Origin of the sequence: Paractinoplanes toevensis (genome assembly GCF_018332695.1) — a bacterium.
GTDB lineage: Bacteria > Actinomycetota > Actinomycetes > Mycobacteriales > Micromonosporaceae > Actinoplanes > Actinoplanes toevensis.
Window position 1 is genome coordinate 1 of sequence record NZ_BOQN01000130.1, and the last position, 26515, is coordinate 26515.

19 protein-coding genes and 3 pseudogenes are annotated in these 26515 nt (G+C 63.3%); 14 read left to right on the top strand and 8 right to left on the bottom strand.

Annotated elements, in window-relative coordinates; all coding sequences use genetic code 11:
- Positions 1–515: 515 nt before the first annotated feature.
- Positions 516–1442, top strand: a complete 927-nt coding sequence (locus Ato02nite_RS43160) for a hypothetical protein (RefSeq protein WP_213012519.1) — start codon at positions 516–518, stop codon at positions 1440–1442.
- A gap of 6 nt (positions 1443–1448) precedes the next feature.
- Here Ato02nite_RS43160 and Ato02nite_RS43165 read toward each other — a convergent pair whose 3' ends face one another.
- On the bottom strand, positions 1449–2123 hold the full coding sequence (locus Ato02nite_RS43165) for a hypothetical protein (protein ID WP_213012520.1): 675 nt from the start codon (positions 2121–2123) through the stop codon (positions 1449–1451).
- Positions 2124–2326: 203 nt separating this feature from the next.
- Between Ato02nite_RS43165 and Ato02nite_RS43170 the strand changes: the two genes are divergently transcribed.
- Positions 2327–3346, top strand: coding sequence for a hypothetical protein (locus tag Ato02nite_RS43170; RefSeq protein WP_213012521.1), 1020 nt, complete (start codon positions 2327–2329; stop codon positions 3344–3346).
- Here the strand turns inward: Ato02nite_RS43170 and Ato02nite_RS43175 are convergent.
- Positions 3343–4074: a hypothetical protein gene (locus Ato02nite_RS43175; RefSeq protein WP_213012522.1), complete on the bottom strand. Its 732-nt coding sequence runs from the start codon at positions 4072–4074 to the stop codon at positions 3343–3345. The genes Ato02nite_RS43170 and Ato02nite_RS43175 overlap by 4 nt on opposite strands.
- 248 nt (positions 4075–4322) lie before the next feature.
- Here Ato02nite_RS43175 and Ato02nite_RS43180 point away from each other — a divergent pair, with 248 nt between their 5' ends.
- Positions 4323–5159, top strand: a complete 837-nt coding sequence (locus Ato02nite_RS43180) for a hypothetical protein (protein WP_213012523.1) — start codon at positions 4323–4325, stop codon at positions 5157–5159.
- A gap of 271 nt (positions 5160–5430) precedes the next feature.
- Here the strand turns inward: Ato02nite_RS43180 and Ato02nite_RS43185 are convergent, their stop codons facing one another.
- Both Ato02nite_RS43185 and Ato02nite_RS52260 read right to left on the bottom strand, forming a co-directional pair.
- Entirely contained in the window at positions 5431–6459 is a 1029-nt protein-coding gene (locus Ato02nite_RS43185; protein WP_213012524.1) for a tyrosine-type recombinase/integrase, read from the bottom strand.
- The gene (locus tag Ato02nite_RS52260; protein ID WP_246608073.1) at positions 6456–6911 is read right to left on the bottom strand and encodes a hypothetical protein; all 456 of its coding nucleotides are present in this window, start codon (positions 6909–6911) and stop codon (positions 6456–6458) included. The genes Ato02nite_RS43185 and Ato02nite_RS52260 overlap by 4 nt, the downstream gene beginning before the upstream one ends.
- A gap of 597 nt (positions 6912–7508) precedes the next feature.
- Here Ato02nite_RS52260 and Ato02nite_RS43195 point away from each other — a divergent pair.
- The 7 genes and pseudogenes from Ato02nite_RS43195 to Ato02nite_RS43225 all read left to right on the top strand — a co-directional run bounded on the left by Ato02nite_RS43195 (position 7509) and on the right by Ato02nite_RS43225 (position 16953).
- Entirely contained in the window at positions 7509–7838 is a 330-nt protein-coding gene (locus Ato02nite_RS43195) for a hypothetical protein (protein WP_213012525.1), read from the top strand.
- A 151-nt stretch (positions 7839–7989) separates the two neighbouring features.
- A pseudogene (locus tag Ato02nite_RS43200) lies at positions 7990–8771 on the top strand (transposase family protein).
- Between the two features lie 153 nt (positions 8772–8924).
- Positions 8925–10865 carry a hypothetical protein gene (locus Ato02nite_RS43205; RefSeq protein WP_213012526.1) on the top strand — a complete coding sequence of 647 codons (1941 nt, stop codon included), beginning with the start codon at positions 8925–8927 and terminating at the stop codon, positions 10863–10865.
- Positions 10866–11102: 237 nt separating this feature from the next.
- The gene (locus Ato02nite_RS43210) at positions 11103–11363 is read left to right on the top strand and encodes a hypothetical protein (RefSeq protein ID WP_213012527.1); all 261 of its coding nucleotides are present in this window, start codon (positions 11103–11105) and stop codon (positions 11361–11363) included.
- A 470-nt stretch (positions 11364–11833) separates the two neighbouring features.
- The gene (locus Ato02nite_RS43215; protein WP_213012528.1) at positions 11834–13660 is read left to right on the top strand and encodes a hypothetical protein; all 1827 of its coding nucleotides are present in this window, start codon (positions 11834–11836) and stop codon (positions 13658–13660) included.
- Positions 13661–14276: 616 nt separating this feature from the next.
- Entirely contained in the window at positions 14277–14639 is a 363-nt protein-coding gene (locus Ato02nite_RS43220) for a Het-E N-terminal domain-containing protein (protein WP_498371294.1), read from the top strand.
- Positions 14640–14661: 22 nt separating this feature from the next.
- Positions 14662–16953 (top strand): tetratricopeptide repeat protein, encoded by a 2292-nt coding sequence (locus Ato02nite_RS43225; RefSeq protein WP_213012530.1) that lies wholly within the window; start codon positions 14662–14664, stop codon positions 16951–16953.
- Positions 16954–17277: 324 nt separating this feature from the next.
- On the opposite strand, the gene Ato02nite_RS52265 is transcribed toward Ato02nite_RS43225, so the two are convergent.
- Positions 17278–18447: a hypothetical protein gene (locus Ato02nite_RS52265; protein ID WP_246608074.1), complete on the bottom strand. Its 1170-nt coding sequence runs from the start codon at positions 18445–18447 to the stop codon at positions 17278–17280.
- Positions 18448–18640: 193 nt separating this feature from the next.
- On the opposite strand from Ato02nite_RS52265, the gene Ato02nite_RS43235 reads away from it, so the two are divergent.
- Entirely contained in the window at positions 18641–19543 is a 903-nt protein-coding gene (locus Ato02nite_RS43235) for a class I SAM-dependent methyltransferase (protein WP_246608075.1), read from the top strand.
- Positions 19544–20192: 649 nt separating this feature from the next.
- Here the strand turns inward: Ato02nite_RS43235 and Ato02nite_RS43240 are convergent.
- Positions 20193–22301: a tetratricopeptide repeat protein gene (locus Ato02nite_RS43240; RefSeq protein ID WP_213012531.1), complete on the bottom strand. Its 2109-nt coding sequence runs from the start codon at positions 22299–22301 to the stop codon at positions 20193–20195.
- Positions 22302–22473: 172 nt separating this feature from the next.
- Here Ato02nite_RS43240 and Ato02nite_RS53390 point away from each other — a divergent pair.
- The 3 genes and pseudogenes from Ato02nite_RS53390 to Ato02nite_RS53460 all read left to right on the top strand — a co-directional run.
- Positions 22474–22838 (top strand): annotated as a pseudogene (locus Ato02nite_RS53390) (IS1634 family transposase); the annotation flags it as partial.
- Positions 22839–23184: 346 nt separating this feature from the next.
- Complete coding sequence (locus Ato02nite_RS43250) at positions 23185–24903, top strand: PfkB family carbohydrate kinase (protein WP_213012533.1); 1719 nt, start codon at positions 23185–23187, stop codon at positions 24901–24903.
- A gap of 394 nt (positions 24904–25297) precedes the next feature.
- Entirely contained in the window at positions 25298–25609 is a 312-nt protein-coding gene (locus tag Ato02nite_RS53460) for an IS110 family transposase (RefSeq protein ID WP_498371295.1), read from the top strand.
- Here Ato02nite_RS53460 and Ato02nite_RS53465 read toward each other — a convergent pair.
- A pseudogene (locus Ato02nite_RS53465) lies at positions 25553–26224 on the bottom strand (phosphotransferase); the annotation flags it as partial. The gene Ato02nite_RS53460 and the pseudogene Ato02nite_RS53465 overlap by 57 nt on opposite strands.
- Before the next feature lie 103 nt (positions 26225–26327).
- Positions 26328–26515, bottom strand: a 188-nt coding sequence (locus Ato02nite_RS43260; protein WP_213012535.1) for a hypothetical protein, incomplete at its 5' end; no start/stop codon positions are given.

The window sequence follows — 26515 nt, forward strand, 5'->3', positions numbered from 1 at the left end:
GCAAACCGGGGGAAGCTCACTCCCTTTGAGAACTCGGTGGCGGGATTGTGGCGAATGATTGCGTCGTCCAATGACGACCTCGAATGCCTGACGGCCCTGCCCGCACGCTGGCAACTCGGCCTCCCGATCGATGCCATATGCACGGCTCCATGAAGTAACCTCCTCATCACCTTGGGTCCCGGGAGGTGCCATGCGTGAGAGGCCGCCACTGTCCCGTGTCACGATGACTGCTGCCCTGGCCACCGTGGCCCTAGCAACTATCTCTCAGGCCGGCAGGCCGAGAGGCATGCTGGCGATGTGCGGGACTGCTGGCTGTGGCTGGACCCGCTTTCTCCGTCACGCCACGGACGCCAGACATTGCACCGCGCACCCCACGGCCGAGAGAATCTTGCCGGACCTCGGTGACACCATCACACCCGGATGCGTGAGGTGCGGTCGGCTGTTACCCACCATTATTTACAGCTGGACCAGCACCGTCGCCCAGTTCCACTGCTTCGACCACGGCGGAGCATGACATGCCCGGAGAAAGCCTCGCGGCCATAGACTTCCCACTCCGGTTCAAGGTGGTCAATGCGGTCCCAGTCGCGGCAGTCACGTTGCTTGTCGGGACGATCATCCTGGCCGGTGCGCCGGGGCACGCGCCGCGGTGGGACAGCCTTCTCACCCACTCCCGTGACTTCGGTTGGACCGGCGCGGCCGCGGCGCTGGCCGTCACGGTTGCCGTCGCGCTACTAGCAGAACCGCTCGAGCTGGCCACGATACGGCTCCTGGAGGGCTACTGGCCGACAACCGGACCGCTGCGGAAGGCCAGCGCAGTCGGCGCCTGGCTGCAACGCCGGCAGCATGCTCGCCTTACCTTCCTGGAGGGGTCATCCGACTTAGCCGTAAGCGACGAGGCGGCCGAGGCCAAAGCCGTGCGCTTCCCGCCAGACCCTGATCGGCTGCTGCCGACAGCCTTGGGCAATCGGCTACGCGCCTTCGAGGACAAGGCCGGCGCCGGGTACGAGCTCGATGCCATCACGTGGTGGCCGCGTTTGTACCACGCGTTGTCCGACCAGACGCGAGCTACCGTCGACCAGTACAGAAACCAGCTCGATGTCGCCGCTCGGCTGACCATCGCCTTCGCTGGCGGGGCAGTAGCGTTGGCGGTGCTCCTAGCCCCGTACCCGCTCTGGTGGTTTGTGCCAGCGCTGACCGGTGCATTTTCCTGGTTCGCTTACCGGAGCGCGCTGGGCGCGGCCGAAATCTATGGCATCGCGGTGATTGCGGCCATCGATGTCTACCGGCTCCATTTGCTCCAGGAGATGCGCGTGGAGGTGCCGCGGGACACTGTCGCGGAACGCAAGCTCAACGCTCAGCTCTTCAAGCTTTGGAGCGGGGTGACCACGGCCAACGTGCGATATCAGACGACGGACAGCGACCACAACATCCACGTCACCTGAACGATGTCACGCCGTGCGGACGAGTACCTTGCCGAATAGGCTGAGCGACTGTATCTGCAGGTCGGCGCTGGCCGCGTCCGCGGCGGCCGGCACGCCAAGCAGCCGCTCGTTGCCGCGGCTGTCGTCGACGAACACGGCCCAGCCCGCCGGCACCACCACCTCCACGTCGGACAGGAGCGCGGTGATCTCTATCCGACCAGCGCGGGCGGTTGACCCGGCCGGGATCGTGATGATCGAACCGCTCGCCAAAGCGCGCACATCCAGGATCGACGGTGCCCGCACCGGCCAGTCGATCCGCCGCCCCAGTCCGACCAGTAGTACCCGTTCTAGCGGTCGCGGTGTTGGTGCGGACGCCCGCACCGCCCGACCAATGAGGATCGCCATTCCAAGGGCGCACACAACCAACGGCGGCAGGGCCGGTCGCCAGCTCGCCGGCGTGGGATTGTGAATGACGGCCAGAACCGCCAACCCCAGCAGCGCGAAGAGCAGCGGCCCCTTTGCCGTACCGAGTGGCGCCCGCAAATGGGCGGCGCCGCCGAGCCCGACTGCCACCATGACCAGCGGCCACCAGGACCAGGCCAGCGCCGATAGGTCGAGCGTGGGCGCGAGCCGGTTGAGCAACCAGAACAGCCCGGCGACCACGAGCAGCGCCGCTAGCCACACTGATCCGTACCGTTTCACTGTGACCTCCGGACATCCACGGAGGACTCTATCGACTCGCTTAGCCTACGCAGAACCAGTTGCCCTCGGATCATGCATCACGATGTGATCGTCCGGCCTGCTGTCCTGCAGGTTGCCGAAACCCGACCCGCGCCCCGGCGGCCGATAGCTCCAGTCGATGCAACCCCGAGGGCCCGCGCCCTCTCCTCCCGCTATAAAGGCTTGTGCTGAACAATCCTTACATTGCTTCTGCGGCTTTGGCGTTGTCGGGTGTCGGCCAGGCAGTTGCCTCGTGGTGTGGTCGCCGGATCGAAGGAATGGTTTTTCAATGGCGAATGAGCCTATTCCTTATGGTGGGTATCGTTTGCGCTGTCGTCACAGTTGGTCTTCGAAGTATTGATGCCGGCGAAGATGTGCCTGCCGGCGAAGCGCTCGATCGAGCTCAGATTGGCGTCTTTACGGACGTTGACTCCCGTGTGGTATTCGGTATGACGCCGACCGCAGAAGGTGCCATGCTCGGTGTGCAGCGACAACCATATCGGTTCTTTATTGACATCAAGCCAGGCCCGCAGGCATACGGTCGGATTGGGCTCGTTCTCTTGGACGGAGGGCCAAAGCTGTGGAAGCTGTCGATCGATCGACCACTCATGCTCTTCTTCGAGCTGCCCGAGAAGGCTGAGCTAGCAGAATGGCAGAATCGAGGTGTGGTGGTTGATCCGCCAATGGCGCATCCCTGCGCCTCGTGGTGGGACGGAAGGGATCGAGGCGAGGCGCCGGCAGAACTACAACGAAGCATCCTAGGTATAACACAGGTGATCTGCCGGATCCCAAAGATAGGCGACGTGTCGGATCTGCATGTCGACCTGCAGTTCACGTGGCAAGACGAATTGCGTCGCTCCGCTGGATTCGATCGCGTGTCGAGTTCTATCCGACTAGCCGATCGCATAAGAAGTCCTTCTGACGTAGAGCAGCCCCCAGATCTCACAATCGTCGACCAAGTTGAACTTGGGCTCTTCCTGGAATCGGACGAACGTCTGAGTGAATCCTTTCCGGAGCCTACTGGTGGAAGCCATAATGAGCGATCATGGCAATATGACAAAGGCGGGGACCTTGACTACACCGTAGAGCGCCCTCGCGCTCGCACATGGGTGCAGCCAACCATAGATGGCTTCTTGCTCTTGGCTGGCGCGATGTTCGGCATAGCACCGACCGCCTGGCGCAGACGCTACAACTACGTCCACTAACTAGGCCTGGCGCAGTAGAGTGACTTCCTCGATGGGGACGTTACCTGTTCGCCCTCGGCGGCGTGGCCCCGCCACACGGTCGGCACGTCGCCGGCGCCCGCGATCAGGTAGCGGCCGATGTTCTCGCAGGCCGCGCGGATGTACTGCCAGGCGACGGCGCACTGCACGTAGGCGTCCCAGTCGCCGCTGAACTGCTTGGCCCACGCCTCGAACGGGTCGTAGCTGAACAGCCAGATACTCACCTGCCGCAGCCACGCGGACGGGCTGATCAGGTCGGCGAGCGGGTTGATCGACCACATCACCACCTCGGTCGCGTACTCCCGGGCTGCGCGACGCGGTGGTGGGTTCGGAGACATCGGCGAAGGCCGCCCGGCACATCTGCGGCCACAGATCGGTCCCGCCGTGCGAGAACAGGCCGGGATCGGTGGCGCCGGGATGCCGGCGTCCAACCGGGCCGCGGCGGAGGCATCGGTGCGGGCGTAGTCGCGCTGGGCGAGGTTGATCTGGGTGCCGGTGCCCTGCGCGAGTTCCTCGAGCTTGCGGATCGCCTTGACCATGTTCGCGTACGCCGTGGCGTGCCCGAGCATGATCATCAGGTAGCCCTCAGCGGTGATCGAGAGCGCACAGTGCTGCTTGGCGTAGTCAATGGTGTCGGACCCGTCCTGCGACGCGCGCCAGCTGGTTGTACGCCCTTTCAAACCCTGGGCGTCTACATAGAACTCGGCCATGTGATTCCCCGAACCGCCCGGCCAGGGCCCCATGCTATGCGCATGTGCGTAGTGCAGGTAAATTCTGGCAGCAGCGCCGCGCCTGCTGCCGAGGACCTGGCATCTCGAGAGACTCTCCTCGGCTCGGTTGACTCTCCTGCCCCGTGAGGATGTTGGTCCCTCGGCCGGGAAGATGTTTGGGACTGCCGTCGAGTCGAGGCACAATCGCTGCACTCTCAGAGCGTTCGTACCACGCCGGAAGGACATCCATGTACAACCTAATTGTGGGCTTCCAGGATGGGGAGGCGTTTCCCAGCCGCGTGGGTGAGCACACGGACGAGGTTGTTTGGGCGTACGTTGCCCCGGCAGGTCGCTTGGACACCTCGCGACTGCTTAACCTCCCAGCCCTCGTGATGCCCGAGACCGGCTTGGGCGATGAGCAGATTGCTCGAGTCGGAAGCATCGAGAGCCTCGCACTGTCCGGGAGGAACTATCGGTTCAAGTTTGTTCCAAATGCGTTGGTGCCCCCGATTCCGTCTGAGCGGATCGAGGCTGCGGCTGGGCGCCTTGGAATCACGGACTGGGAGTTTCAGCGGACACACTGGGCGGTAAAGGATGTCGACCTTTACAGGGTTGTTCACGAGGATATTGTCGATTCCAGGCCTGCGCCAAAGGTATTCCGACTACCAACCATGAGCACTCGTGAACGGGACCTGGTGGCTGTGATGATGCCCTTCGACTCCAGATTCGGCCCAGTGCAGGAGACTCTTCGCCAAGCCGCCGCAGACGTCGGTCTGCGATGCCTTAGAGCCGACGATATCTGGGATCACCACGTCGTAATGGATGACGTGGCAAGTCTTTTATGGCGGGCCCAGGTTGTCATTGCCGATTTCACCGGTCGAAATCCAAATGTCTTCTACGAGACGGGGATAGCACATACCTTCGGACGTGATGTTATTCCCATCGCGCAATCGAAGGATGACGTTCCCTTCGATCTTGGAGCCCTTCGCTACATTCATTATCGAGATAACGGTGAGGGCTTGGAAGAGCTGCGGAGTCACGTCGCGCGCCGACTAGCAACCCTCGTCGCCCGTGCTGTCATCTGACAGTTAGCATCGGGCATAGCTGCGTTTTCTAACGAGCACGCAGGGTCGTCGGGTTAGCCCGGCGATGTGGAAGGAACCGGAACCGGAACCGCGTAGGTGCGGAAGTTCATGTTGCCGGTACGTCCCGTCAGCCATCCGAGCGTGCTCACTTCCGCTTGACTTTGCGTAGCGAGGACACGGACACCGCAGCGGCATCTCCGCGACGCCGCCGTTGTGTCCGTGTTCCTCCTGAACCGCTGACAGTCCCTCGCCCGCTACTGAAGGACTACGTCTACTGGGCGAGCGGGTGGGGCTCTCCGGTGAGTGCCGCTACAGCGGCTGCTAGTTCTTGGAGGGTGGCGCGGACGTAAGTGGCTGTGGCCCCAGGTTCGGTGGCGCTGTCTGCGTGGCCGGCGAAGGCGCGGGCTATGGCGTAGCCGTAGGTGCGTTCGACCCAGGTCAGCGTGGTGTGTCTGATCCAATGGGCGCTGATCTGCTGGATCGCGACCCAGGGTAGTTCCTTGCCGATCCGGGTCCAGATGTAGTCGTAGCGCCGCCGGGTGATGGGCTTCCCGCTCCGATACCGGAACACGGGATCCGTCGGCGCTGCGGGTCTCTGGTCGATGTGCCGGAGCAGGGCCCGCATCAGGGTGGGGGAGACCGGCTGCCAGCGTTCGGTCTCGCCTTTCTCCTTCAGGCGGACGAGGCACTGGTCCGGGTCGAGGTCTGCCGGTAGCAGCGTCAGTGCTCCACCACGGCGGCAGGCGGTCTCGGTGTGGAATCGAATGAGCAGGCAGTCCAGCTCCGGGTCGTCTCCGGTGGCGGCGGCGACCTCGTTGATCTCCTGCAGTCTGGCGTCGCCGATCGCCCGGCGGTTGCTGGCTTGCCGTCGCGGTTTTTCCACCTTCAACGCTGGGTTCTCGCCTTCGGCGAGGATGCCGTCAGCGATGGCATGCCGGTAGACGCAGCGCAGGGCCGAGATGAAGTGCTCGACGGTGCTCTTCCCACCACGACCGTTGCGGCGAATGGTTCGGTTGGCCTTCAGATACTCGGCGAACTGCTTGATCTCACTCGGCGTCGGCTCGTCGAGCCTGCGCGAGCCCCACCGCTCATCGATCCGCTTCCAGTAAGAGCCGTACATCCGCAGAGTGCCGGCCCCGACCGCTCCACGGACTACCTGGATGTACTCGGTGAAGGTCGGTACCTGCGGTCTCGGGGGCGCGGTGTTGAGCAGGTCGCTAGGGGAGACCCCGAGCCGTTCCAGCAGCATCCTTGCCGCCTCGACGTCCGCAGCAGCCGGTGGATTGGTCGACGGACTCATGTGGCATCACCGCCGAGCTTTTCCTGGTGGAATCCGCGCAGCATGGCCCCGAGCGCGGCCGGCGGGTGGATGACGAGACGTTCGGACTCAGGCTCCGCGACCAGCAGGACGCGGCAGCCGGTGGTCAGGCCGCACCAATGGCGGATGGTGGCCGGCAGGCGGAGTTCGCCGCGGCGCCGGACGACGTGTTCGGCGTCCTCGGCGGCCGTCAGCAATATCAGTCCGGCGCTGACCCGAACGTCGAATCGGAGTCCGGGTAGCCATTCGAGGGACTCCAGGAGGGCCGAGTCGAGGATCCGGCCGTTGCAGTCGACGGAAGCGACGCTGCAGACGGGAGCGGAGCCGGCGGCGGGAGCGAGCGCGGCGAGTGGCAGCTTCGTCCTACGGTTCGGGATCTGCTGAACCCGGCTGGGCGATGAGGGGATCACGGGGGTGATCGGGCCGATGCTCATGCTTGCCCCCAAGCCCCAGCAATGGGGTGCTCGGAGAGCGCGGCAGATGCAAAAAGCGAGTGGTCAGATGCCTCTGACCACTCGCCACCTGGATGCAGCGTGTGCGCTGGATTTTTGTGTCCGGAGGGGGACTTGGACACGCATTTGTCACACTCGCGCTGTTCGCAAGTGTTCATGCGATTATGCTAGCAGCTTTTCCCAATATCTGCCACCTACTCTAGCTCGGATTTCTCGGTGACCGGTTCCAATCACCCGATCGCTGCTTAACGAAAAGGAAACGTACGGAGAAAGGTGGTGTAGGGAGCAAGCGCCCGGGTTCTCAAACCATTTTCGGAAGTCGCCTCTTCTCGGCGACAGCGCTACTCCTAACGGCGGCGCCTGGTGACGATTGCGGTCCCGTCTGCGGAGAGAGACGACTTGGTTTCTGTTGGAGGCTTTCCGTGATCATCTGCGCCATAGTCGGTTGGAGCGCGGATGTAGGGTCCGACTTGACAAACGCCACGTCAGAGCGCGACGCGCGGCAGAAGCGGATGCGTAAGACAAAGCCCGGATCATTGTCCCGCAGAAGGCGATGTCCCCGATGGCCTCGATCTACTGGTGTCCGGCACCTCGTTCTACGCGGCAACTGCAGTCCTGGCACTGGGTATGGCCTTTACGATCAAGCCAGCTGCCGAGGAAGGGGCCGAGATTGTGTCGAGGCTGAGCTGGATCAACGTCTGGCCCTCGACGGGTCAGCCGGATCAACCGTGGCTCGACGAGCCCGACGAAGACGCGTTCACGTGCAGTAGCCGCAGCGTGTGCGAGTTGTACACCGAAGCAGTCCGGGACGCCGGCCTTCCAGGACAGCATGCGGAGCTACGGCTGTTCTGCAGTCACGAGGACGACCGTGACGACATGTTTTTGGAAATGCACACCGACGCCATGTGATCTGGGTCGGTTATGACATCAATTACTGAGCCTTTTCCAACCTGATCTTGCAGGTCAGTGCGGGGCGGCGGGGGCGGTGCTCGATGAGGGCGAGGCTCCAGGTAGGACAGCAAATCGACCAAAACCCGATGCCCCGACAGGGAGCCTCGCCATGCTGTCCTACCCGTCCACGATCTCGTTGTCCAACCGGACCCTGAACCACCTCGCCGAGCGCATCCGCGTCCACCGCCAGCAGCGCAAATCCCGATGGCGGCGGCTGGCTCCGGGCCGTCGGGCCCTGCTTGCCCTGGCCCACCTGCGTAACGGCGACACCTACACGCGCCTCGCCGCCGGCTTCGAAATCGGCGTGAGCACCGCCTGGCGCTACGTCCAAGAAGCAATCGCCCTGCTCAGCACGGCCGCCGACGACCTGGACACCGCCATGCAGCGCATCCGGCAACTGGCGTACGCGATCCTCGACGGCACGCTGGTCCCGATCGACCGGGTCGCCGATCAGAAGCCGTACTACTCCGGAAACACAAGCGTCACGGCGTCAACGTGCAGGTCATCGCCGACGCGGTCGGGCGTCTCGTGTGGGCCTCGGGCGCGCTGCCCGGCGCGACGCACGACCTGACCGCCGCCCGCACTCACGGCATCATCGACGCGCTGACCAGTGCCGAAGTGATGACCTTTGCCGATAAGGGGTATCAAGGAGCCCGCGGTAGCGTACGCACCCCGTTCAAGCGGCGCCGGTTTCGGCCGAAGCTGTCACGCCGGCAGAAGGCGGTCAACCGGGTCCACGCGAAGATCCGCGCCCGCGGTGAACGGGCGATCGCCACGCTCAAGACCTGGAAGGTCCTGGTCAAGCTGCGTTGCTGCCCGCGCCGCGCGACCGCGATCGTGCAGGCCATCCTCGTTCTGCACCACGTCGAAGCCAACCGCTACGCAGGATGAAAAACGCTCATTGTTGTCAGCATGATCGTGTGGCCTTTGTTGGCTAGCGTCGATTCATCCAAGCCCGATCCGCTCTGCAGCGAGGCTGGCCTGCACCTTTACAAGGCCTGAGTTCGTTCGCGATGCGCTCCATGTGCGGCCTATCGTTCGCCGGTGGACGTCGAGTCGAGTGAAACATCGGACGCGTTGCTGCCCGAGTACGTGGTGGTGTTGCGGGCCGGCGCCGCTGCACACTTCCTGCCGGAGGAGGGCTGTCAAGCGTTTCTCTCCGATCCCGAGTTGATCCCACACGGGGTCCGAGTGCGCGCGTTCACTCGATGGGTGGATGAAGGCGGCAAGGATGTACCGCGCGAGTTGGTCGTGGAGGTCCTCGGCAGGGCGTCCGGGCTTGACGAGGCGATCGAGATGTTCGCGGCGGTCGCCCGGCCGGTAGCGACGCTGATCGGGTTCGTCGGCAACGTCCTGGTCGGCCCCTTGGAGGTTCATCTCGCCTTTGAGGTCGCTGCGCGGCAGGGCATCCGGGGGTTTCTGGAGGTCTTCATCCCAGACGAGCGCGGTCCGGTCCAGGGCGGCCGCATCGTGCGGCGGCATCTTGTGGACGCGTTGTGGTCGGCGATGTTCTCGGCGACGAGGGACAGCGCCCGGATCAGCCGGGCCTTCCGCCATTACGAGCTTGCCCTGCGTAACTGGTACATCGGCGGGGAATGGTTGGCGCTCAACCACCTGTGGATCGCCGCCGAGAACCTCACCAAGGCTGTGGTCCGCAAGACCGTAGCCGAACGGGGCGTGACCGAGGAGGAACTGGCGCGCAGCTTCGGTCTGGTCACCGACGACCCGGCGCGGCCACGTTGGAAAGACCTGCTTGGCGCCGCCGTGCGCCGGGACATCATCTTCGCTGGCGACAACGGCACCTACCAGACGGCTAAGTCAGCCAGCGACGGCCTGGAACACGGCATGTGGGAACTCAACCGCATCGCCGAGAACGCGCTCAAGTGCACGGACATAACCTTCGGCTACCTGCGCAGATCTATCGCCGACCTTCTCGGCCTTCCCGAGCCCATCATGGCCGAGCTGATGTCGATCGAGCCGCGTGACGTTCAATCCACCCGTACGATGATCCGCGGCCGCCTGGTCGGAGACGTCCACGATCCCGCCCCCGACGGGTCTCTGTATCCGACCCTTGAGTGGCACTCCGGCATCCAGTCGATCGACCGTGACGGCACCACGTTCACGATGAAACGCAAGGACCGCTTCACCCCGCGCCTCCGCGACGGTGTCGTGTTCCAGGCCGGGCGCCTCGAGGTGCGCGGTCGGCTCGAAAAAGGCCAGCCCGTCGAGGAACCTGCCGGGCAGGACATCGACATCGAACACGAGACGGTTTCGCCCGCGCAGCGTGTCCTAGCCGCAGTGATGCCGCTGGTCGACAGCGCCGCCGCAACTGGGAAGGACACCCCGCACGCCCACACGTCGACGATCGTCTTCAACCTGTTCGGTCAGGCCGTCGCGTTCTTCCAAAGCATCACGATCTTGGTCGGCGCCCGCCAGCCCGTCGAAGCGCTACCCGCGCTGCGTGCCCTGGTGATTCTGGCGGCCCGCTTTGAGCAGATGGCCGACCCCCACGGCCCGGGCTTCGGCGTCGCGGTGCGGCTCCTTCTTGACGAGATCGAATCCGCCACCACCGGTTCTCCCACCGACACGGGCGACATGCCGGCCTACGCTGTCGAACTGACGGTTCGCGCGCACCAGGAGGATGTCACTGTCCCGGAAGTCATCGCCGAACCCGAGACGACAACGGTGTACGCCAGCCTCGGCAGCGAGATGCTGCTGGCCCGTGAAGTTGCGAACGCCGGCTACGCGGCTGCGACCTGGCACATGCAACGAGTCGACGGCGAGCATCAGAACTTCAACGTAGCCGTGGAACCCGGCCCGCTTACCGACCTGGTCTCCAGCGCCGCCACGATCGCCATGCTGGAACTACTCACGCGCGCCGCCACCGTCTTGGCCTGGACCGCGCAAAACCTCCAGATCGAACGACTGCTCACCGAAGCACGCTCCATCAACGAAACGGCCGCCTCGTTGATGGACCCTCAGTGACCCCTTGGTTCGGCGCTGAAGGTGCCGAAAAATCGACCGCGGCTTTGACCTGGCACTACGCGTCAAGTCCTGATCGGTACCTGCAATCTACCTGAACACGTTCAGAAAACGAGCAGCGGAACTTGAACGCGTTCATCCGCAGCGGTTCCCATCGAGAAGCAATGCGCAGGTCAGGAGCTCGGATAAGTTTTCGGCACCCACACCGCCGACGCCGGCGACAGCTCGACCGCCGCCCGCTTGGCCAGGCTGCTGGCCAAGCACGGCCGTACCGACGAACTGCGGCAGCGAGCCGACGCCGGCGACAGGTCCGCCGCCGACCGGTTGTTCGAACTGCTGGCCGAGCAAGACCGTACCGACGAGCTGCGGGAGCGCGCCGATGCTGGCGACGGATACGCCGCCGCCCGCTTGGTCGAGCTGCTGGCCGAGCGGGGCCGCATCGACGAGCTCGTGCAGGAGGTCATAGCGGGCACGCGGGGGGTGCTGCGACTCGTCTGGTAGCCCTACGACGAGCATCCGAACCTGGCTGAGACTCGAATTCCCGCGACCCTGCAGCGGCGCACGTCCCCGGTCAAACAACCATCTTAACCGGTGCAGGTGCAGTATTCGGATGCTGCGGTATTCCCTGATCTTGGGCCGGAACCGAGTGAGGTTCCGGCCCATTGGGTTGGGGTTATTTGCCGGGTCGTTGAGACCGGATCGCGATCAGGGTGATGACGGCGGCGGCCAGGTTGAGCAGGTCGCCGATGGCTTCGAGGATGGTCGTCCAGTTGTGCATGGTGTTGTGCTCCCGCTGGTGTTGCGGGGTGGCCGGCCGGGCCCCTTTGGGCGATGCGTTGACGGTCGCAGGCGGCCGGTGTGTCCGGCAGCAGGAGCGGACGAATCCGGAGGCCCAGCTCCCGGGCGTCGGGTGCCTGGTCGGGTGTGCTGGGTGGTAGCCGCGGAGGGGGCGGGTTCGTAAGCTGTCCGGTGTGTCCGGCGCAGCCGGCACCGGACAGGTAAGGGGGCGTGTGGTGCCGGTCGACCCTTCCACGGTGCGGACCCCGGCTGAGCTGGCTGTGGCGTTGTCCGAGGTGAAGGCCGCGTGCGGGCTGTCGCTCAACGACATCCGGCGCCGAGCCGACGATTTCGTTCAGCGTTCGGTGCCGCACGCGGTGCCGCTGCCGCGGTCCACTGTCGGTGACATCTGTTCCGGTGAATCCCTTCCTTCGCCGGAGACGCTTCGGATGTTCTTGATCGTGTGTGGTGTCGCGGAGGACACCATCGACGGCTGGATGGCTGCCCGCGTGCAGGCACTCAGCAAGATCGGCCCGGTGTCCGGTTCGGAGCGGGTGCGCACCGCGGACCCTCGCAACCTCGGAGTACATAGGTCGATCCAGGTGGACCTGGGCGCCGAGGGCCTGCCGGTGTATGTGCCCCGCGATATAGACGCTGAGCTGCGCACCGCGGTCACGGCCGCGCAGGGTCGGGGCGGGTTCGTACTGGTCAAGGGCAGTTCATCGGTTGGCAAGACCCGCGCGCTGTTCGAAGCGGTCAAGGCGGTGTGCCCGGACTGGTGGCTGCTGCACCCGGCCGACGTGGCCGCGGTCCGGGGGTTCGCGGATACGCCGGTACCCCGAACGGTGGTGTGGCTGGACAAGCTGGATCCCTACCTCACCCAGCTCGGAAGGGCGGGTGTACCCGCCGGCGCGATGCGGGCGTTGCTAGCCGCGAAGCTACTGGTGGTCGCCACGTTATGGCCCGACGAATACATCCCCCGAATCGCACTGCCAACACCCGGCCAGGACGATATGTACGCCGAGGACCGGGAACTGCTTGGTCTGGCTCGGATCATCGAGGTCGAGCACACGTTCAGCGACGACGAGCGGCGTCGCGCCGAAAGTCTTGCCGCCGACGATCCCCGTCTGCGCATCGCGTTGGACACCAGCGGCGCCGACGTCGGCGTGACCCAGGTGTTGGCCGCCGGGCCGGATCTGATCCGTTGGTGGGAGAACGCCGATGTCACCGACGCACGACAGTGCTGTGGCAAGGCGGTGATCACCGCCGCGTTGGATGCCCGCCGGCTCGGCGCCACCGCCCCGCTCACCCGCGACTTCCTGATCGCGGCCGCACCGGCCTACCTGTCCAACACCCAGCAAGCCACCGCCCCGCCTAACTGGGCCGACCAAGCGATCGGGTACGCCACCACCAAGCTGCACGGCGCCACCTCGTGCCTTACTCCGGTCGCCGCTGGGATGGGGCAGATCGTCGGATACCTCACCGCCGACTACCTGCACCAGCACGCCCGGCAGCTACGCAGCACCGAATGGCTGCCCGACCTGGTGTGGCAAGCACTTGTAGACCACCACGACGACGGCGAGGACGCTCTACGGGTGGCTGACAGCGCTGAATGGCAAGCTGCTCCCCGCTACGCCGAACTCCTCTACCAGAGACACGCCGACGTCCCCTACGCCGTTTGGCGGCTGAAAAATCTGCTAGCCGGCCAAGGCCGCATCGACGAGGCAATCGACACGCTCCAACAGGCCGAGGACGCCGGCCACGGATCCGCCGCTAGGTGGCTGAGTTACTTGCTATTCCAGGAAGGCCGCTTCGACAAGCTCCGACAGCGCGCCGACGCCGGCGACAAATACGCCGCCCGGCGGCTGACTAGCCCATTACCTAGCCAAGGCCCCCTCGACGACCTCTTCGACATGCCTCGACAGCACGCCCGTTCCGAAACCATCGCTGCCGCCCAGCGTCTGATTGCTTCGCTAACCGACCTAGACCACACCGAGGATGGGCTTCCTAACGGTCAGTGAGGGGTGCTCCGCCCCCCGAGCTAGCGCCCGACTGCTGTCGGCTGGTTAGTCAGCTGCGGTTGCGCGGCGTCCGGCTATGTAGGCGTGCCAGTCGCGCTTGGCGTTGTGGGTGCCGAAAAATCGACCACGGGCTTTGACCTGGCACTACGCGTCGGGTCCTGATCGGTACCTGCAATCTACCTGAACACGTTCAGAAAACGAGCCGCGGAACTTGAACGCGTTCATCCGCAGGCGGTTCCCGTCGAGGAGCCCTGAAGCAATGCGCAGGTCAGGAGCTTGGATGAGTTTTCGGCACCCACAGGGGCCTATGGACATGATCCCACAGGCTTCAGCGCGATCGCACTCGTGTGAACGCCCGGACGAGGCGGACCGTGCCGAGCCGTTGCACGGACGTGATGCCTTCAACCGCCCGCGCGCCTTGACGGCAGCAGATCAGAGCACGAAATTCAACACGGTCTGGTCACATTAACGTTCTCGTCTGCCATCTAGTCTAGCTCACGCCGCCAGTCAGAAGTATGAGAACATACCCGCACTCTCGTACAGGTCACGACTATTGGCGGCCAGTCAGTCGCTGGCACGGAAGATGCGTGGGAGGTGCACAATGACAGCGGTGGAAATGATCTTGGCGGCGTTGACTGCTGGCGCCGCCGCCGGTGCCACGAACACGGCCAGCATGGCGGTGCAAGATACCTATACCAGCCTGAAGGACGCGCTGCGCAACCGCTTGGCCAGCACTGGACAGGCGCAGCAAATGCTCGAAGGTGTCGAGTCTGAGCCCGAGGTATGGCAGGCCGAGTTGAGCCAGAGACTGGAAGAGTCCGGCGCTGCGTACGATTCTGAGATCGTGGCCTCGGCACGGCGGCTGCTGGCGTTGATCGATTCGGCCGGCGCTCCTGCGCACACATATCAGGTCGATCTTCGCGAGGCTAAGGCCGTTCAGGTAGGAGACCACAACACCCAGCAAAACCACTTCGCCTGACTCGTACCGCTGGGAGCTGCCTGTGGCCAAGCCCAAGAAGCATGCCATGCAAAGGCCGTTGGTAGATGGCCGACGGGCGAAAGGTGTGCAAGTCGGCAGCGGCAACAAGCAGTACAACTTTTTCGCTGGGCGAGAGGTGGTGTCCTGGCCGCACCAGATCGGCGTTGTGCCTGTCCTCGCCGATGGGTTCCAGACTCGCCAACCGAGTTGCGATCTCAGCCGGGTCGGCACGTCGAGGCAGAGCGCGGTGCTGACCGGGCCTGCCGGGGTCGGCAAGACCCAACTTGCCGCAGCATATGCCCATCAGTTGCGGAACGACGGGGCGGTAGATCTGCTGATGTGGGTCGCTGCCAGCAATCGGCAAGCGATTCTGACCAGCTATTCGCAGGCCGCTGCCGATATCCTCGCTGTTGACGATCATGACGCCGAGCATGCCGCAGGCCAGTTCCTCGCCTGGCTCGCCTCTACCCGCAAGAGCTGGCTGGTCGTCCTCGACGATCTAACCGACCTTGCTGACCTGCATCGACTGTGGCCACCCGCCGTAATGCATGGAAATGCTGTGATCACTACCCGTCGCCGAGATGCCGCTATCTCCGGCCTGCAGCGGCGAACGATCAACGTAGGGTTGTTCAGCGCGCAGGAATCTGAGTCGTTCCTCGCTGCCCGTTTGGTGAATCGCCCTGACCTGGCCGATACCCCTGCCGACCTAGGCGGTGCTTTGGGCCATCTGCCGCTAGCGCTGGGCCAGGCCACCGCCTACATCCTCGATCAGGAAATAACATGCTCCACATACTGCCGTTTGCTCGCCGACCAGGAGCGCCGGTTGGCCGACCTGCGGCCAACCGTTCTGCCTGATGATCAACACAACGGCCTCGCTGCGGCTTGGTCATTGTCGACCGATCTGGCGAATCGGATGCCACCGCAAGGCATCGCGCTGCCGCTCCTGCAACTGGCAAGCGTTCTCGACGCCAACGGCGTCCCAGATGCTGTGTTCAGCACCCAAGCCGTCATTGTTTGGCTGACCGCCGCCCGCCTCAGCGACGCCGGTGTTCCGGGGAATGTACGGAAGCTCCAACATGCGCTACGGCGATTCTGGGGCGCGGATGCTGCACAGATGCACGGCATTCGCAAGATCTTCTGGACTGTCCAACGCCGTTCTCTGAACTGGCTCATCAAAAAACTTGTAGGTGACAATCCGGTGTCTGCGGCTACTAGTCGCGACGCCAGCCGGCGTCTGCATCTATTGAGCTTGGTCACCCATGATCCAAGGAACAACTCGCGCTCGCTGCGGGTCCACGCGCTTGTCCAACGTGCTACTCGGGAAGAGATGCCGCACCATCGTCTTGCCCAGATAATTCGGGTCGCCGCTGATGCTCTCGTCGAGGCTTGGCCGCCCACGGAAGGGGATCCGGAACTCAGTCAGGCCTTTCGCGCGAACGCCCTAGCCGTAGCCACCCTTCTGCCGGATTCTCTGTGGACGCCGGTTGGCGCTCACCCGGTGCTCGCTCGCGCCGGATTGAGCCTTGGAGACGCCGGGCAAGCCGCTGCGGCAGCCGTTTACTTCCAGCAACTGCATGCCAGTGCCCACGAACGCCTCGGTCCCGACCATCCTGAGACTCTCAACGCTCGCCACGCCGCCGCCGGGTGGCGTGGCGATGCTGGAGACCCTGCTGGCGCTGTGGCGGCGTTCGAGGAGGTTCTCAATGACCAGCTACGCGTGCTTGGCCCCGACCATCCCGACACCTTGAAAACCCGCGTGAACCTCGCCGGATCACGCGGCAAAGCTGGCGACAAGGCGGCTGCTGCTGCCGATCTGCAGGTTTTACTCGTGGATACCCTTCAGGTGCTCGGACCCGATCATCCCAACACCCTAAGCATCCGCCACAATCTCGCTTCCTGGCGGGGCGAGGCCGGCGACCCCGCAGGAGCCGTGGCCGCCCTCCAAGAGCTGGTCATCGCACGTACACGGGTACTTGGGCGTGCCCACTTCGACACCCTGAGCACCCGCCATCAACTCGGCTACTGGCACGGCGAGGCCGGCGACCCGGCAGCCGCCGTGACCATCCTCCAGGAGCTGCTCACCGATCTGATCCAGGTACTTCCACCCAACCACCCAACCACCCTGACCACTCGGCTCAATCTCGCCTGTTGGCGGGGCGAGGCCGGCGACCCCGCAGCCGCCGTGACCGCACTCGAGGGGCTGCTCGCCGATCAAATCCAAGTACTCGGGCCTGATGATCCCGACACGCTGCAAACCAGGAGTTCGATCGCATATTGGAGAAACCAAACTTCGAAGATCTCGCGCCGCAGTTGATCATGCACTGGCAATGACAACTTCGTATTTGTGGTGCCGAACGTGCCAAACGCCTCCTCCCGAGCACGATCGGATTTTGCGGTAGGTACAGATAAATCGTCTGCCCCGCCGTGTAACACAGCCGCTTGTCGTACAGCTGGGAAGAGCAGCAGGACCGGAGCGATCCGACCCGGCCCTCATTGTGACACTGGCCCTGACTTCTGGCGTCGGGACGAAAGCGGTAGGCGAGTCCGAGCGGTCGACATGCCTCTCGGCGCGGCTTCGTGAGAGGCGGATCCGCACACTACGTTGGGCAGATCCGGATATCGTCCCGATCCCCTGCCGTCACCTTCCATGGTCACTGAACAGCGGAACAATGCGGGCGGAAGAGTTCGCGGCCTGTCGTCGTAGTGCAGCGTTCTCGGTGGTCAGGGCGGTGATCACGGTAGCGGCTGCGTCGAGCTGGTCTTGTAGCTGGCGGCCTTCGAGCCGGGCGGTTCGCAGGCTGCCGCGCAGGTTCTCGATCTCGTCGTCGCGTTGCCGGGCGGCGGCGCCGGCGGGGCTGTCGCCGATACGGGCGTCCCATTCGGCGAGGATGTCGGTGGCGCGGTTCATGGTGGCGCGGCTGAGGCGTGCTTCGCGCCAGAGGTTGTTTTTGGTCAGCTTGCCGTCGGTGTGCTGTGGTTCGGCGTTGAAGAGTCGTTCCATTGCTTCGCGTAGCCGCTGGTGGGTGGCGGGCGATACGGGCCTGGTCATTGCGGGTTCCGGTTCAGGACGCGGTCGACTTCCTTGAGTTCGGACTCGATGCTGCGCCGGTGGTTCGGGGCGAGGGTGTCGGAGTCGAGCAGCCGGTGAAGTGAGGACTGTTCTGCGGTCCAGACCGGGAGGTGTTCGGGGGTGATGATGCTGTTTGGGGCAGCGGGCGGGTTGGCAGCGGTCCAGCAGGGGGCCGCGGTGTCCGTCCGGGATGATCGCGTCTTCCAGGCATTTGGCGCCGGCTGGGTCGTTGTCGTTCATGGTGCAGTGGTTGAGCTTGCCGAAGCGGATGGAGGTTCGGGTGCGGCGTAGCAGGTCGTGTTCGACGCGGATGTCGCCGCGCCTGGCCTCCCCGGTGGTGCGTAGTCGCTGCGCGTTGGCGCGGACCGCGGTGAACGCTTCTCGCATGCGGTCGGCTCCGGGACCGAATCCGATGTGGTGGCCGTTGGTGTCGGCGTCGAAGAGCTCGGTGAGGCGCTCGAAGCGGCGGTCGGCGATCGCGCTGTCCGGTTGGCGGGCCCAGGAGGGATCGTTGTCCATGTAGCTGCTGGTGACCCGGTTCGCCAGGGCTCGGGTGGTGACGTGTTTGAGTTGCATGCCGACGGCGATCTCGGAGCCGGGGAAGTCGCGGGTCAGCATGGCCATGGTGCGGCGGAACCTGTGCGGTGTGACGATGCCGTCGGGGATGGATTCCAGGCCGCTGACGTGTCGCCGCCGGTTGATGTGGTTGAGGAAGTCCACGATCGCGGCGATGCTCATGAATCCTTCGCCGGGCCGTGTGGTGGTGACGGCGGCGAACGTCAGGCTCTCGTGCTGCGACAGCCGTCCGGCCAGTTCGAGCGCGGGCGACCGGTGGAGTGATCCACCAGTGCTTGACCGGGAGATCAGGGTCCAGCTTCTGCCGGGTGGATTTCACCGCGGGCTGCCGTAGTGCTCGACGACGGCGTCCTTGGTGATCAGGCGCAATACTGGTGCAGCGCCGTTATTCCGACCCTGCACAATTCCCCGGATCGTGTGCCGGCATAAACGGTTGCTGCGCTCGTGCCAGCTGATCGAGTATCGGCCGATGGAGACGATTGCAGCGATCAGCGGGTACTACGTCCGGGGCGGAGAGGTCGATCGGTTGAGTGTCGGCCGGAGCCGACTGGAGTTTCTGCGGACCCAGGACGTTCTGCGACGGCTGTTACCGGCGCGTCCGGCGCGGGTGCTCGATGTCGGCGGCGCCGGTGTGCATGCGCGCTGGCTTGCCGCCGACGGGTATCGGGTACGCCTCGTCGATCCGATGCCGCTGCACGTGCAGCATGCCGCTGCAATCGGCGGAGTGGACGCCGTCCTCGGCGAGGCTCGCCGGCTCGACGAACCGGACTCCGCCTATCAGGCGACGCTGTTGCTCGGGCCGCTGTATCACCTGCCCGAGCGCCGGGACCGGGTGACGGCCCTGCGGGAGGCGGCGCGCGTCACGGCGCCCGGCGGCTTCGTCGCCGCGGCGACGATCAGCCGGTACGCCGGGCTGTACGACACCCTCGTCCGGGACCGATACCTCGAACCGGACGTACGCCGGATCACTGACGCCACGGTCATGACCGGCGTGCACGACCCGTTCGACCAGGACCTATTCACGCTCGCGTACTTCCACCATCCCGACGAGATTGTCGACGAGTTCACCGATGCCGGCCTGACCGGGGCGGCGAGGTACGCGCTGGAAGGCGGAGCATGGCTGTTCGCCGACCGCGACGGCTGGTTGGAAGGCGACGACCGCACCGTCGCCTTGCTCGACGCGTTGCGCTCGGTCGAGCAGGAGCCGAGCCTATTCGGAATCACCTCGCACCTGTTGACGGTGGCCGTCGTGAAGTAGCGGCGGCGTCGCACGCTCGCGGCGAAGCAGTACGGGATGTTGACCAGCGAATAGATCCGTCACCGAGAGCGATGCCTCGCCGCTGGCCAGCGCGAACTATCGGCGGCATGTGAGTGCGCCCGCCCCAATACTACGAATGGCTGACTGCCATTGCACTAACAGGCGATTCCGAGGTAAGACGCAAGTCGTATAACGGGCTTCTGCGCTCCATGCAAAGCATGGATTCCGCTTATCGTCCGGCCATGACCCGTTCGGCGCCGCTATTGCTCAGATGTCTTGAGAGGGATTTTCATGCGGGAACACATTATCCGAAGGAATCGGCGATCGGGATATCAACAATATTGTGCGACGTTCTGCAGCTTCCGGCTCCTTCGGCGACGCTTGACCTTGGAATTGCGTTAATTCGAATTCGAGCGGAGTTGGATCGCCGTCGGACGGGACACCCAACGATGTCCAGTCTCTCGAATCTCGAGGAACCCGAAGATTAGGGTCATTTGACTCACGACATGGTACACGCACATCGGCTACTAATTTAATTTGATCATCATCCGCCTGGTGGCCAGCGCGTGCTCGACTGAAGTAGCCGCCCAGTCGCTTCTCTCTCGCCAGCATCGAAGCTGAGCGGCGACGCGATACCCCGAACTAAGCGTCAGCTAGCCTTCAAAGCGGCGCGCACTATCGCCTTGGCGTCTCGGATCTTCTGATCCAAGCCGAGCCTGTCGTAGGTCTGCTCTGCCTGGCGGCCGAGCGTGCAGGCAACGTCGTAGTTGCCCTGGGCAATCTCGATCTTCGCGAGTCCAAGTTCACACCTTCCAATCGCGCCGATGCGCTGTACACGCTTCGCTAACGTGAGCCCGCGCTCGAAGAACTGGCGGGCGGCGGCGTAGTCTTCCGTGGCCAAAGCGACCTCCCCTAAATGACTTAAGGTAACAGCTTCGCCCTCTATTGTCTCGAGTTGCTGGTCCAGTCTTAGCGCTTCCTCGTATCTTTGCCACGCAACCTGAGGTCTGTTCCTGCCTTCCGCAACTTGACCGAGTTCTAATAACGTCGCAGCACGGCCGTTATCGTCGACTGTTATTGGCGAGACGTCGAGAATATCGGTCAGTAAGTCCTCCGCTTCTTCGTACCTTCCTTCAGCACTCGCAATTTGGGCTCTTAGCCTTTTCGGGAAGGCCAGGTCCTCATTCCGGGTGTCTACCGGCAAGGCCGACTCACTCGCCGCTAAGTAGTCAATTGCTTTCTCGAAGTTCCCGAGCCACAAGTACACCCTGCCCATCTGGGCATAATGTCTAGCGATTGCCGCACTGTCCGCGAGGTGCTGGGCCGCCTCTATCGCTCGTTGACTCACCTCTAACTGATCATTCCATCTGCCGCGACCCCAGAGATAAGGCGACATCGCGTCTGCGAACCGTAGTACACGGCGCCAGTTCCTCGTCGAGCCACTGTGTTGTGCTAGCTCCCATGAGCGTGCAGCGAACGATAGGACCGTAGCTTGCTCCGCCTCCATCCGATTTAGGTTTGCTACATCGGCATAGGTGTTGCTATACCTTGTGGCAAAGACCAAGTAGTAGTCGATAAGGCGCTCTTCAATATCCCCTTCTACGTCCGGAACCGTAGACAGCTCGCGGCGGGCAAATGCCCTCGTGAGACTATGCAACTGGAATTTTGGATCGTCAGCGTGCTCATTGCCACTAACATCGACCAACGACAAGTCAATGAGTCTGCCAATCGCCGTCCGCAGCAGCCTGCCATGAACACGTGCTCCTGCCCGCAATGCATCTCTTGAAGCTGCGGCCGGCAACAAGGACATCGTCATTAGAACACGGCGACATGGTTCATCTCCTTTCAGCAATTCCCTCCAGTCCCGGTCGAATACTGCTGTAAACAGCCCGTCATCCTGGGCTTCAATCAAATCTTGAACCACCTCTTCCACTGGTACACCCAGTTTGACTTGTCCAGCCGCAAATCGTATCGCCAGGGGGTTACCGCCGGCAGCATCGTACAGGGCACTTCGAGAGGACTGGGCGCTACCCAAGAGTGACGTCACACCTAGTCGTTCTCCCTCCTTCGCCATCAGAGCAAGCCCCTCGTCTGCGCTGAGTGGACCTACACTGACTGACCACGAATCGCGCAGCTGTTTCTCACGCGTCGTGACAACAGCTCTGCTGGGTGGCTCAGGCAAATTGACGAGAAAATCCCAGATCCCACGATCTGCCACGGTCTCAAGATTGTCGACGACAAATAGCGTCGGCGCCCTTTGCGCACATCGGTAAACGGCTCGTCGTTTTTGTTCGATAGGCAGCTGAAGTATGTATGGGAAGCCTAACACCTCAGCTGCGAGATCGAGCAGTCTATTGATGTCCAGGTTGCCGGTAACGTCCTCTGCCCAGACAATTGCTTCAAAGCGAGCGGCCGACGTATTGGAGCTTTCGGTGTTGCCGGTCGCGCAGAGCCACGCTACCTCTCTCGCGAGCGCTGTTTTGCCAATACCACCCAGGCCCTCGATAGATACGATTGGGTACCGCGATTCGAATCCGCGCAAGGCGCGATTTATCTCACTTCTGCGGCCGACGAACTCCTGTCGGGGCGGGAGGTTATGCTTAACTTCCCGCCTTTCGCGGGGTGATTTGTCTTCAGGTTCTGGCCCTACGATTTGCCTAATGGTCCCGGGTGTACGGCGCAGTTGAAGATAAGCGATTCCGACGCCCGCCCCCGCGAGAATCGTTCCTCCAAGCGTCACGAGGACTTCAAGCGACACTTCACACCCCTATAGGCCGACTTATCCAATTTTCCCATAGCCTGTCAAGAGTGAACGGTCCTGTTACCTGACTTGGCTCACGATTTCGCCGTACAGGCACTGAGCACGCCGGCCTCAGGTCTTGTGGCATGTCTGCGAGATACCTGCGCGCTAAATCTGGGTCGTGGGGTGGATGGTCTGGTACGTGCGCACGGCGAAGACGGCGTCGGGTGCGCGGACGGTCCAGATCGTGTACTCGTCGCAGCGCGGGTCGCGCGATATCGAGCACAGCGGGTCGGCGCACGACAATGCCGAGTCGGAGGTGCTAAAGGCAGCCGCGCGTCGGCCGCTGGCGGCCGGGCAGGGCGAGCTCGATCTGGCCTGGACGATGCCTGCCAGACGGCTCCGGGTGCTCCGTTGCTGATCACATCGTCGCGGATGGGCCGCCTGTGCGATGCATTGTGACATGCCTACGAGGTGCTCGGGTTCGGCAGGCCCACTGCAGTTGATGAGGTGTTCCGGCAGCTCGTGCTGGCCCGGATCATCGAGCCGGCCAACCTGCAGGAGAGGTTCAACCCTGCCCATAACTACAAGCCTGGCTAGAGACGTTCTAGTGGATCTATGATTGCGCAAGGTCATTCTCCTGACCAACAACTGGCGCAAGATCGAGCAGTTACAAAAGCATGACCTCGAAGGCGCAAGTAAGCCACTCGTGGCCAAGATTACGGAGGTCAACCGGTCCTACTTGGAGGCCAACTGGGAGAAGCCCGGTCACACGCTTCAGTTGAACCGTCGCGCACCGCGCAGGTAGCGTGTACCAAACAGGACTGGTGTCCTGCGAGCGGAGCGTGCAAACTTCGGGGCGGGTGGTTCGGTGTTTTCGAGTCGTCTGGCAGGGCACAAGTTGCTGCACGCCGTCCTTGGCGAAGTCTCCGTTGCCATCTACGAGTTCGATGGCGCCCGTGCGCTGATAATGCAGTACGGCGCGGTCCCACGTGGAGTCCGAGCACTAGTGAGAATCCAAGCTGCTTGCGTATACGGTGACACTTTATTGGCAGCGGACTGCGACTGCCGAGATCAGCTGGACGACACGTTCAGACTTTTCCTTGATTACGGTTCTGGGATGCTCATTTACTTGCTGGAAGAAGACTCGCCGAACCTTGTTGCAAAGGCGCGAGCTTACGAGCTCCAAGAGCGAGAAGGAATCGACGGGGTTGAGGCCCTGCAGCGGCTTGGTCTCGAAATGAGCACTAGCGGATTCGTCATTGCAATCGACGTCCTGAAAGGTCTTGGCGTCAGTCGGATATCCCTCCTGACAAATAACGGCGGGAAAACATCTGCGCTATTGGATGGCGGCCTCGACGTAGTCCGCCAGCCATTGCCGGCAAGGATCACAGAAAACAATCTGCGGCATCTTCGTGCAAAACAAACGAATTTGGGCCATGAACTCGGGCTCCCGGTCCCCCGTGAGGGTGGACCGACAGCTCATCGTTGCTTCGTTGTCGGTGCTGCTGTAATGGATCACGTCTTCGAGATGAAGGCGAATCCCCAGCTAGGAAGATCTAGGCAGGCTACCGAGTATCAGCGTCGACCGGGCGGGAAGGGACTGAATCAAGCAATTGCGTTGTCTCGGCTCGGCGCCGAGGTTTCTTTACTGACGATCCGTGGTCACGACGACGATGGTGATAAGATCGCCACAATACTCGCGGCAGAGAACGTTAGGGGATGCTTCGCTCGCGCGAACGGAGACGAACAGACGCCGCAGACGGCGATATTGCAACCGCTTTCGACCGGCTTGGCGAGCTACATCGGATGGCTTGGTCCCCAGAATCGAGGGCTGCATCAACAGTCAATCGATGAACGCGCAAAGGACATTCGCGCTTGCCACGCGTTACTTATTACGTTTGAAGCCTCAGAAGACACGATAACGAGGAGCATTAAACATGCCAAGGGTGATGCGCTAGTAGTCCTGAGCGCTTCCCCTGCCGCGGAGCGGCCCTACCACTTCAAGACCGAAACGCTTCAGATGGCTGACGTCCTTATTGGATCTCCGGATGAGATGCACGCTTTGCTGCCTGGCAAGGATGCAGCGACTCTTAAGGTCGCAGACTTCGAGGCGGTGGCGCGTCGCATCGCTGAGCTATGTGGTGTCACGGTGATAATCACGGACTTCAGCCCAGTAGCGAACGGCCGCTCAGCAGGCCGCGTTTTTGCGATAGGGCCATTCATCCAGGCCGTAAGAGTGAGGGCACCCCAGGTCCGCGGAACGGAGTCTCTTGCCGCAACTGTTGGGATGGCGGACGTTTTCTGCGCCGCTTTCACGCTATCGGCGCTTGAACTAGGCGAGGTCCAACAAGTCCCGCATGAGCCCGGCATGTGGCGGGCGGAGACATCGCCGCTAGCCAATCGGACGAACCTGCTCGACGTCTTGATATCTGCTGTTGGACCGTCGGCATGGGTTGCGCGGTCCAGCGGTGGATACGACAGTTTTCCTCGGACTGGCCCTAGTCTCGAGGAGTGGTGCAGAAAGCATCCTTCAGTTCCCGAACGTGGAAATTGGGGCGCCACTCAAAGGACACGCCGGCCCCGTATTTCTCAACACGAACGCCCCTCGGGCGAATAGTTGCCGTTTCACTTATTTTTGTGCGCGAGTGGGCGACCCTCCCATTCGACCAATAGTGGCGCACAAGAAAATCTTCGATATAGCTGCACCGATTCTCTGCTGTCGCATAAGTGGCCTACGTTTCGGGCAATTCTAAACGCACTCATCTCGGCTACTTGTTTTATTGATCTACGACCGCAGCCGGGCCAGGCTTGGTCGAGGTGATCGACGGGGTCGCTCTCATCGCGGCTGCCCACCGTGGTTTGGTGTGGCTCTCATTTGGCATGCGTCCTGTCGATCACCGCGGCGTGGAGTGGCTCAAGAGGGTACTGCCCAGCTCAAAGTAGCGCTGCCCTCCCGCCGACACATCGTCGGATTCGGGAGGGAGTCACTGGTGGCTCGCGTCATCATCGGGGTGGATCCGCACAAGCGGTCCGCGACCATCGAGGTCATCAACGAGCGTGAACAGACGATCGGGCAGGGCCGCTTCGGCACCGACACCGACGGCTACAAGGCCGTGCTGGCCGCCGGCCGCCGTCACAAAGACCGCGAGTGGGCGGTCGAGGGCTGCAACGGTATCGGCCGACACGTCGCGCAGCGCCTGGTCGCCGACGGCGAGATCGTCGTGGACGTGCCCGTTGCAGCCGTATCCCCAGTCGACGAGGACGGCTCGGCCGTCGGCGGAACTGATGATGATGTTGTCGCAGCGAACATCGTGATGGCTTAGGCGCTGGCCGCTGGTCCACCGTCGCCATCCGCTGGTCGCGGCCACCAGGTCCTCGATGTGGCGGCTTTCCCAGGCGTTCAGACGGTGAGGCTCGGTGGCCAGCTTCGTCCAGCCGTCGAGGTCGGGTAGGCGGTCAACGACCTTCGGCAGGCCGGCCGGAGCGGTGATGGCGGCGAGGTCCGAGCAGGCGTTGGCGGCTGCTTGGACGGACGCAGTGGTCCAGGGCGGGCCGGCGACCGTTCCTGGCACCCAGTCCACGATGAGCGCGATCCAGTCGTCAACCTCGACAACGCCACGGAGCCGGGCGGCGGGAGCCTTGGCTGGTATCAACCTCAGAACGTCGGCTTCTTGCTGGTACAGCCGGTACGAACCGGGACCAGCCGATTTGCTCATCGCCTTCACGAAGACTCGTACACCGTGGTGCAGCGTCAGGACGGCAGCAGGACCGGGTGACATGCCACCCACGACGTCCTGAACATCAACAACGACCGCACCGACGCGGCTCTCTACCGCGCGTTGCAACCTGGCCGGTGCGTCCCGCCACGGCGGCCGAGACGTGAATGGCGCAGCCACCGCAGGACCAACCCCTTTCGGATCTACTGCTTGAGGCGTCATTCCGCTGGAGCACCTGCAGCGAACGAGTTCACCCTGGCGGTCGGCGATACGCACATGATGAGCGCCACGTCCGCGTGAGGCTGGTGGTGGCTTCCGCGGGTGTCTAGTCGGGCAGGTCGGCGAGGGTGAGCGCCCATCGGCGGAATCCGGACTCCGTGGCGGTGGCGGCGTAGCGGCGGAACTGGTCGCGGACCTCGGCGCGGCGGATCCTGGCGATGATGGTCGGCGGGGTGTACCAGGGCAGGTCGGGGCTGTGTGGCCAGGTGCGGGCTAGGGAGTGTTTGGTAAGTC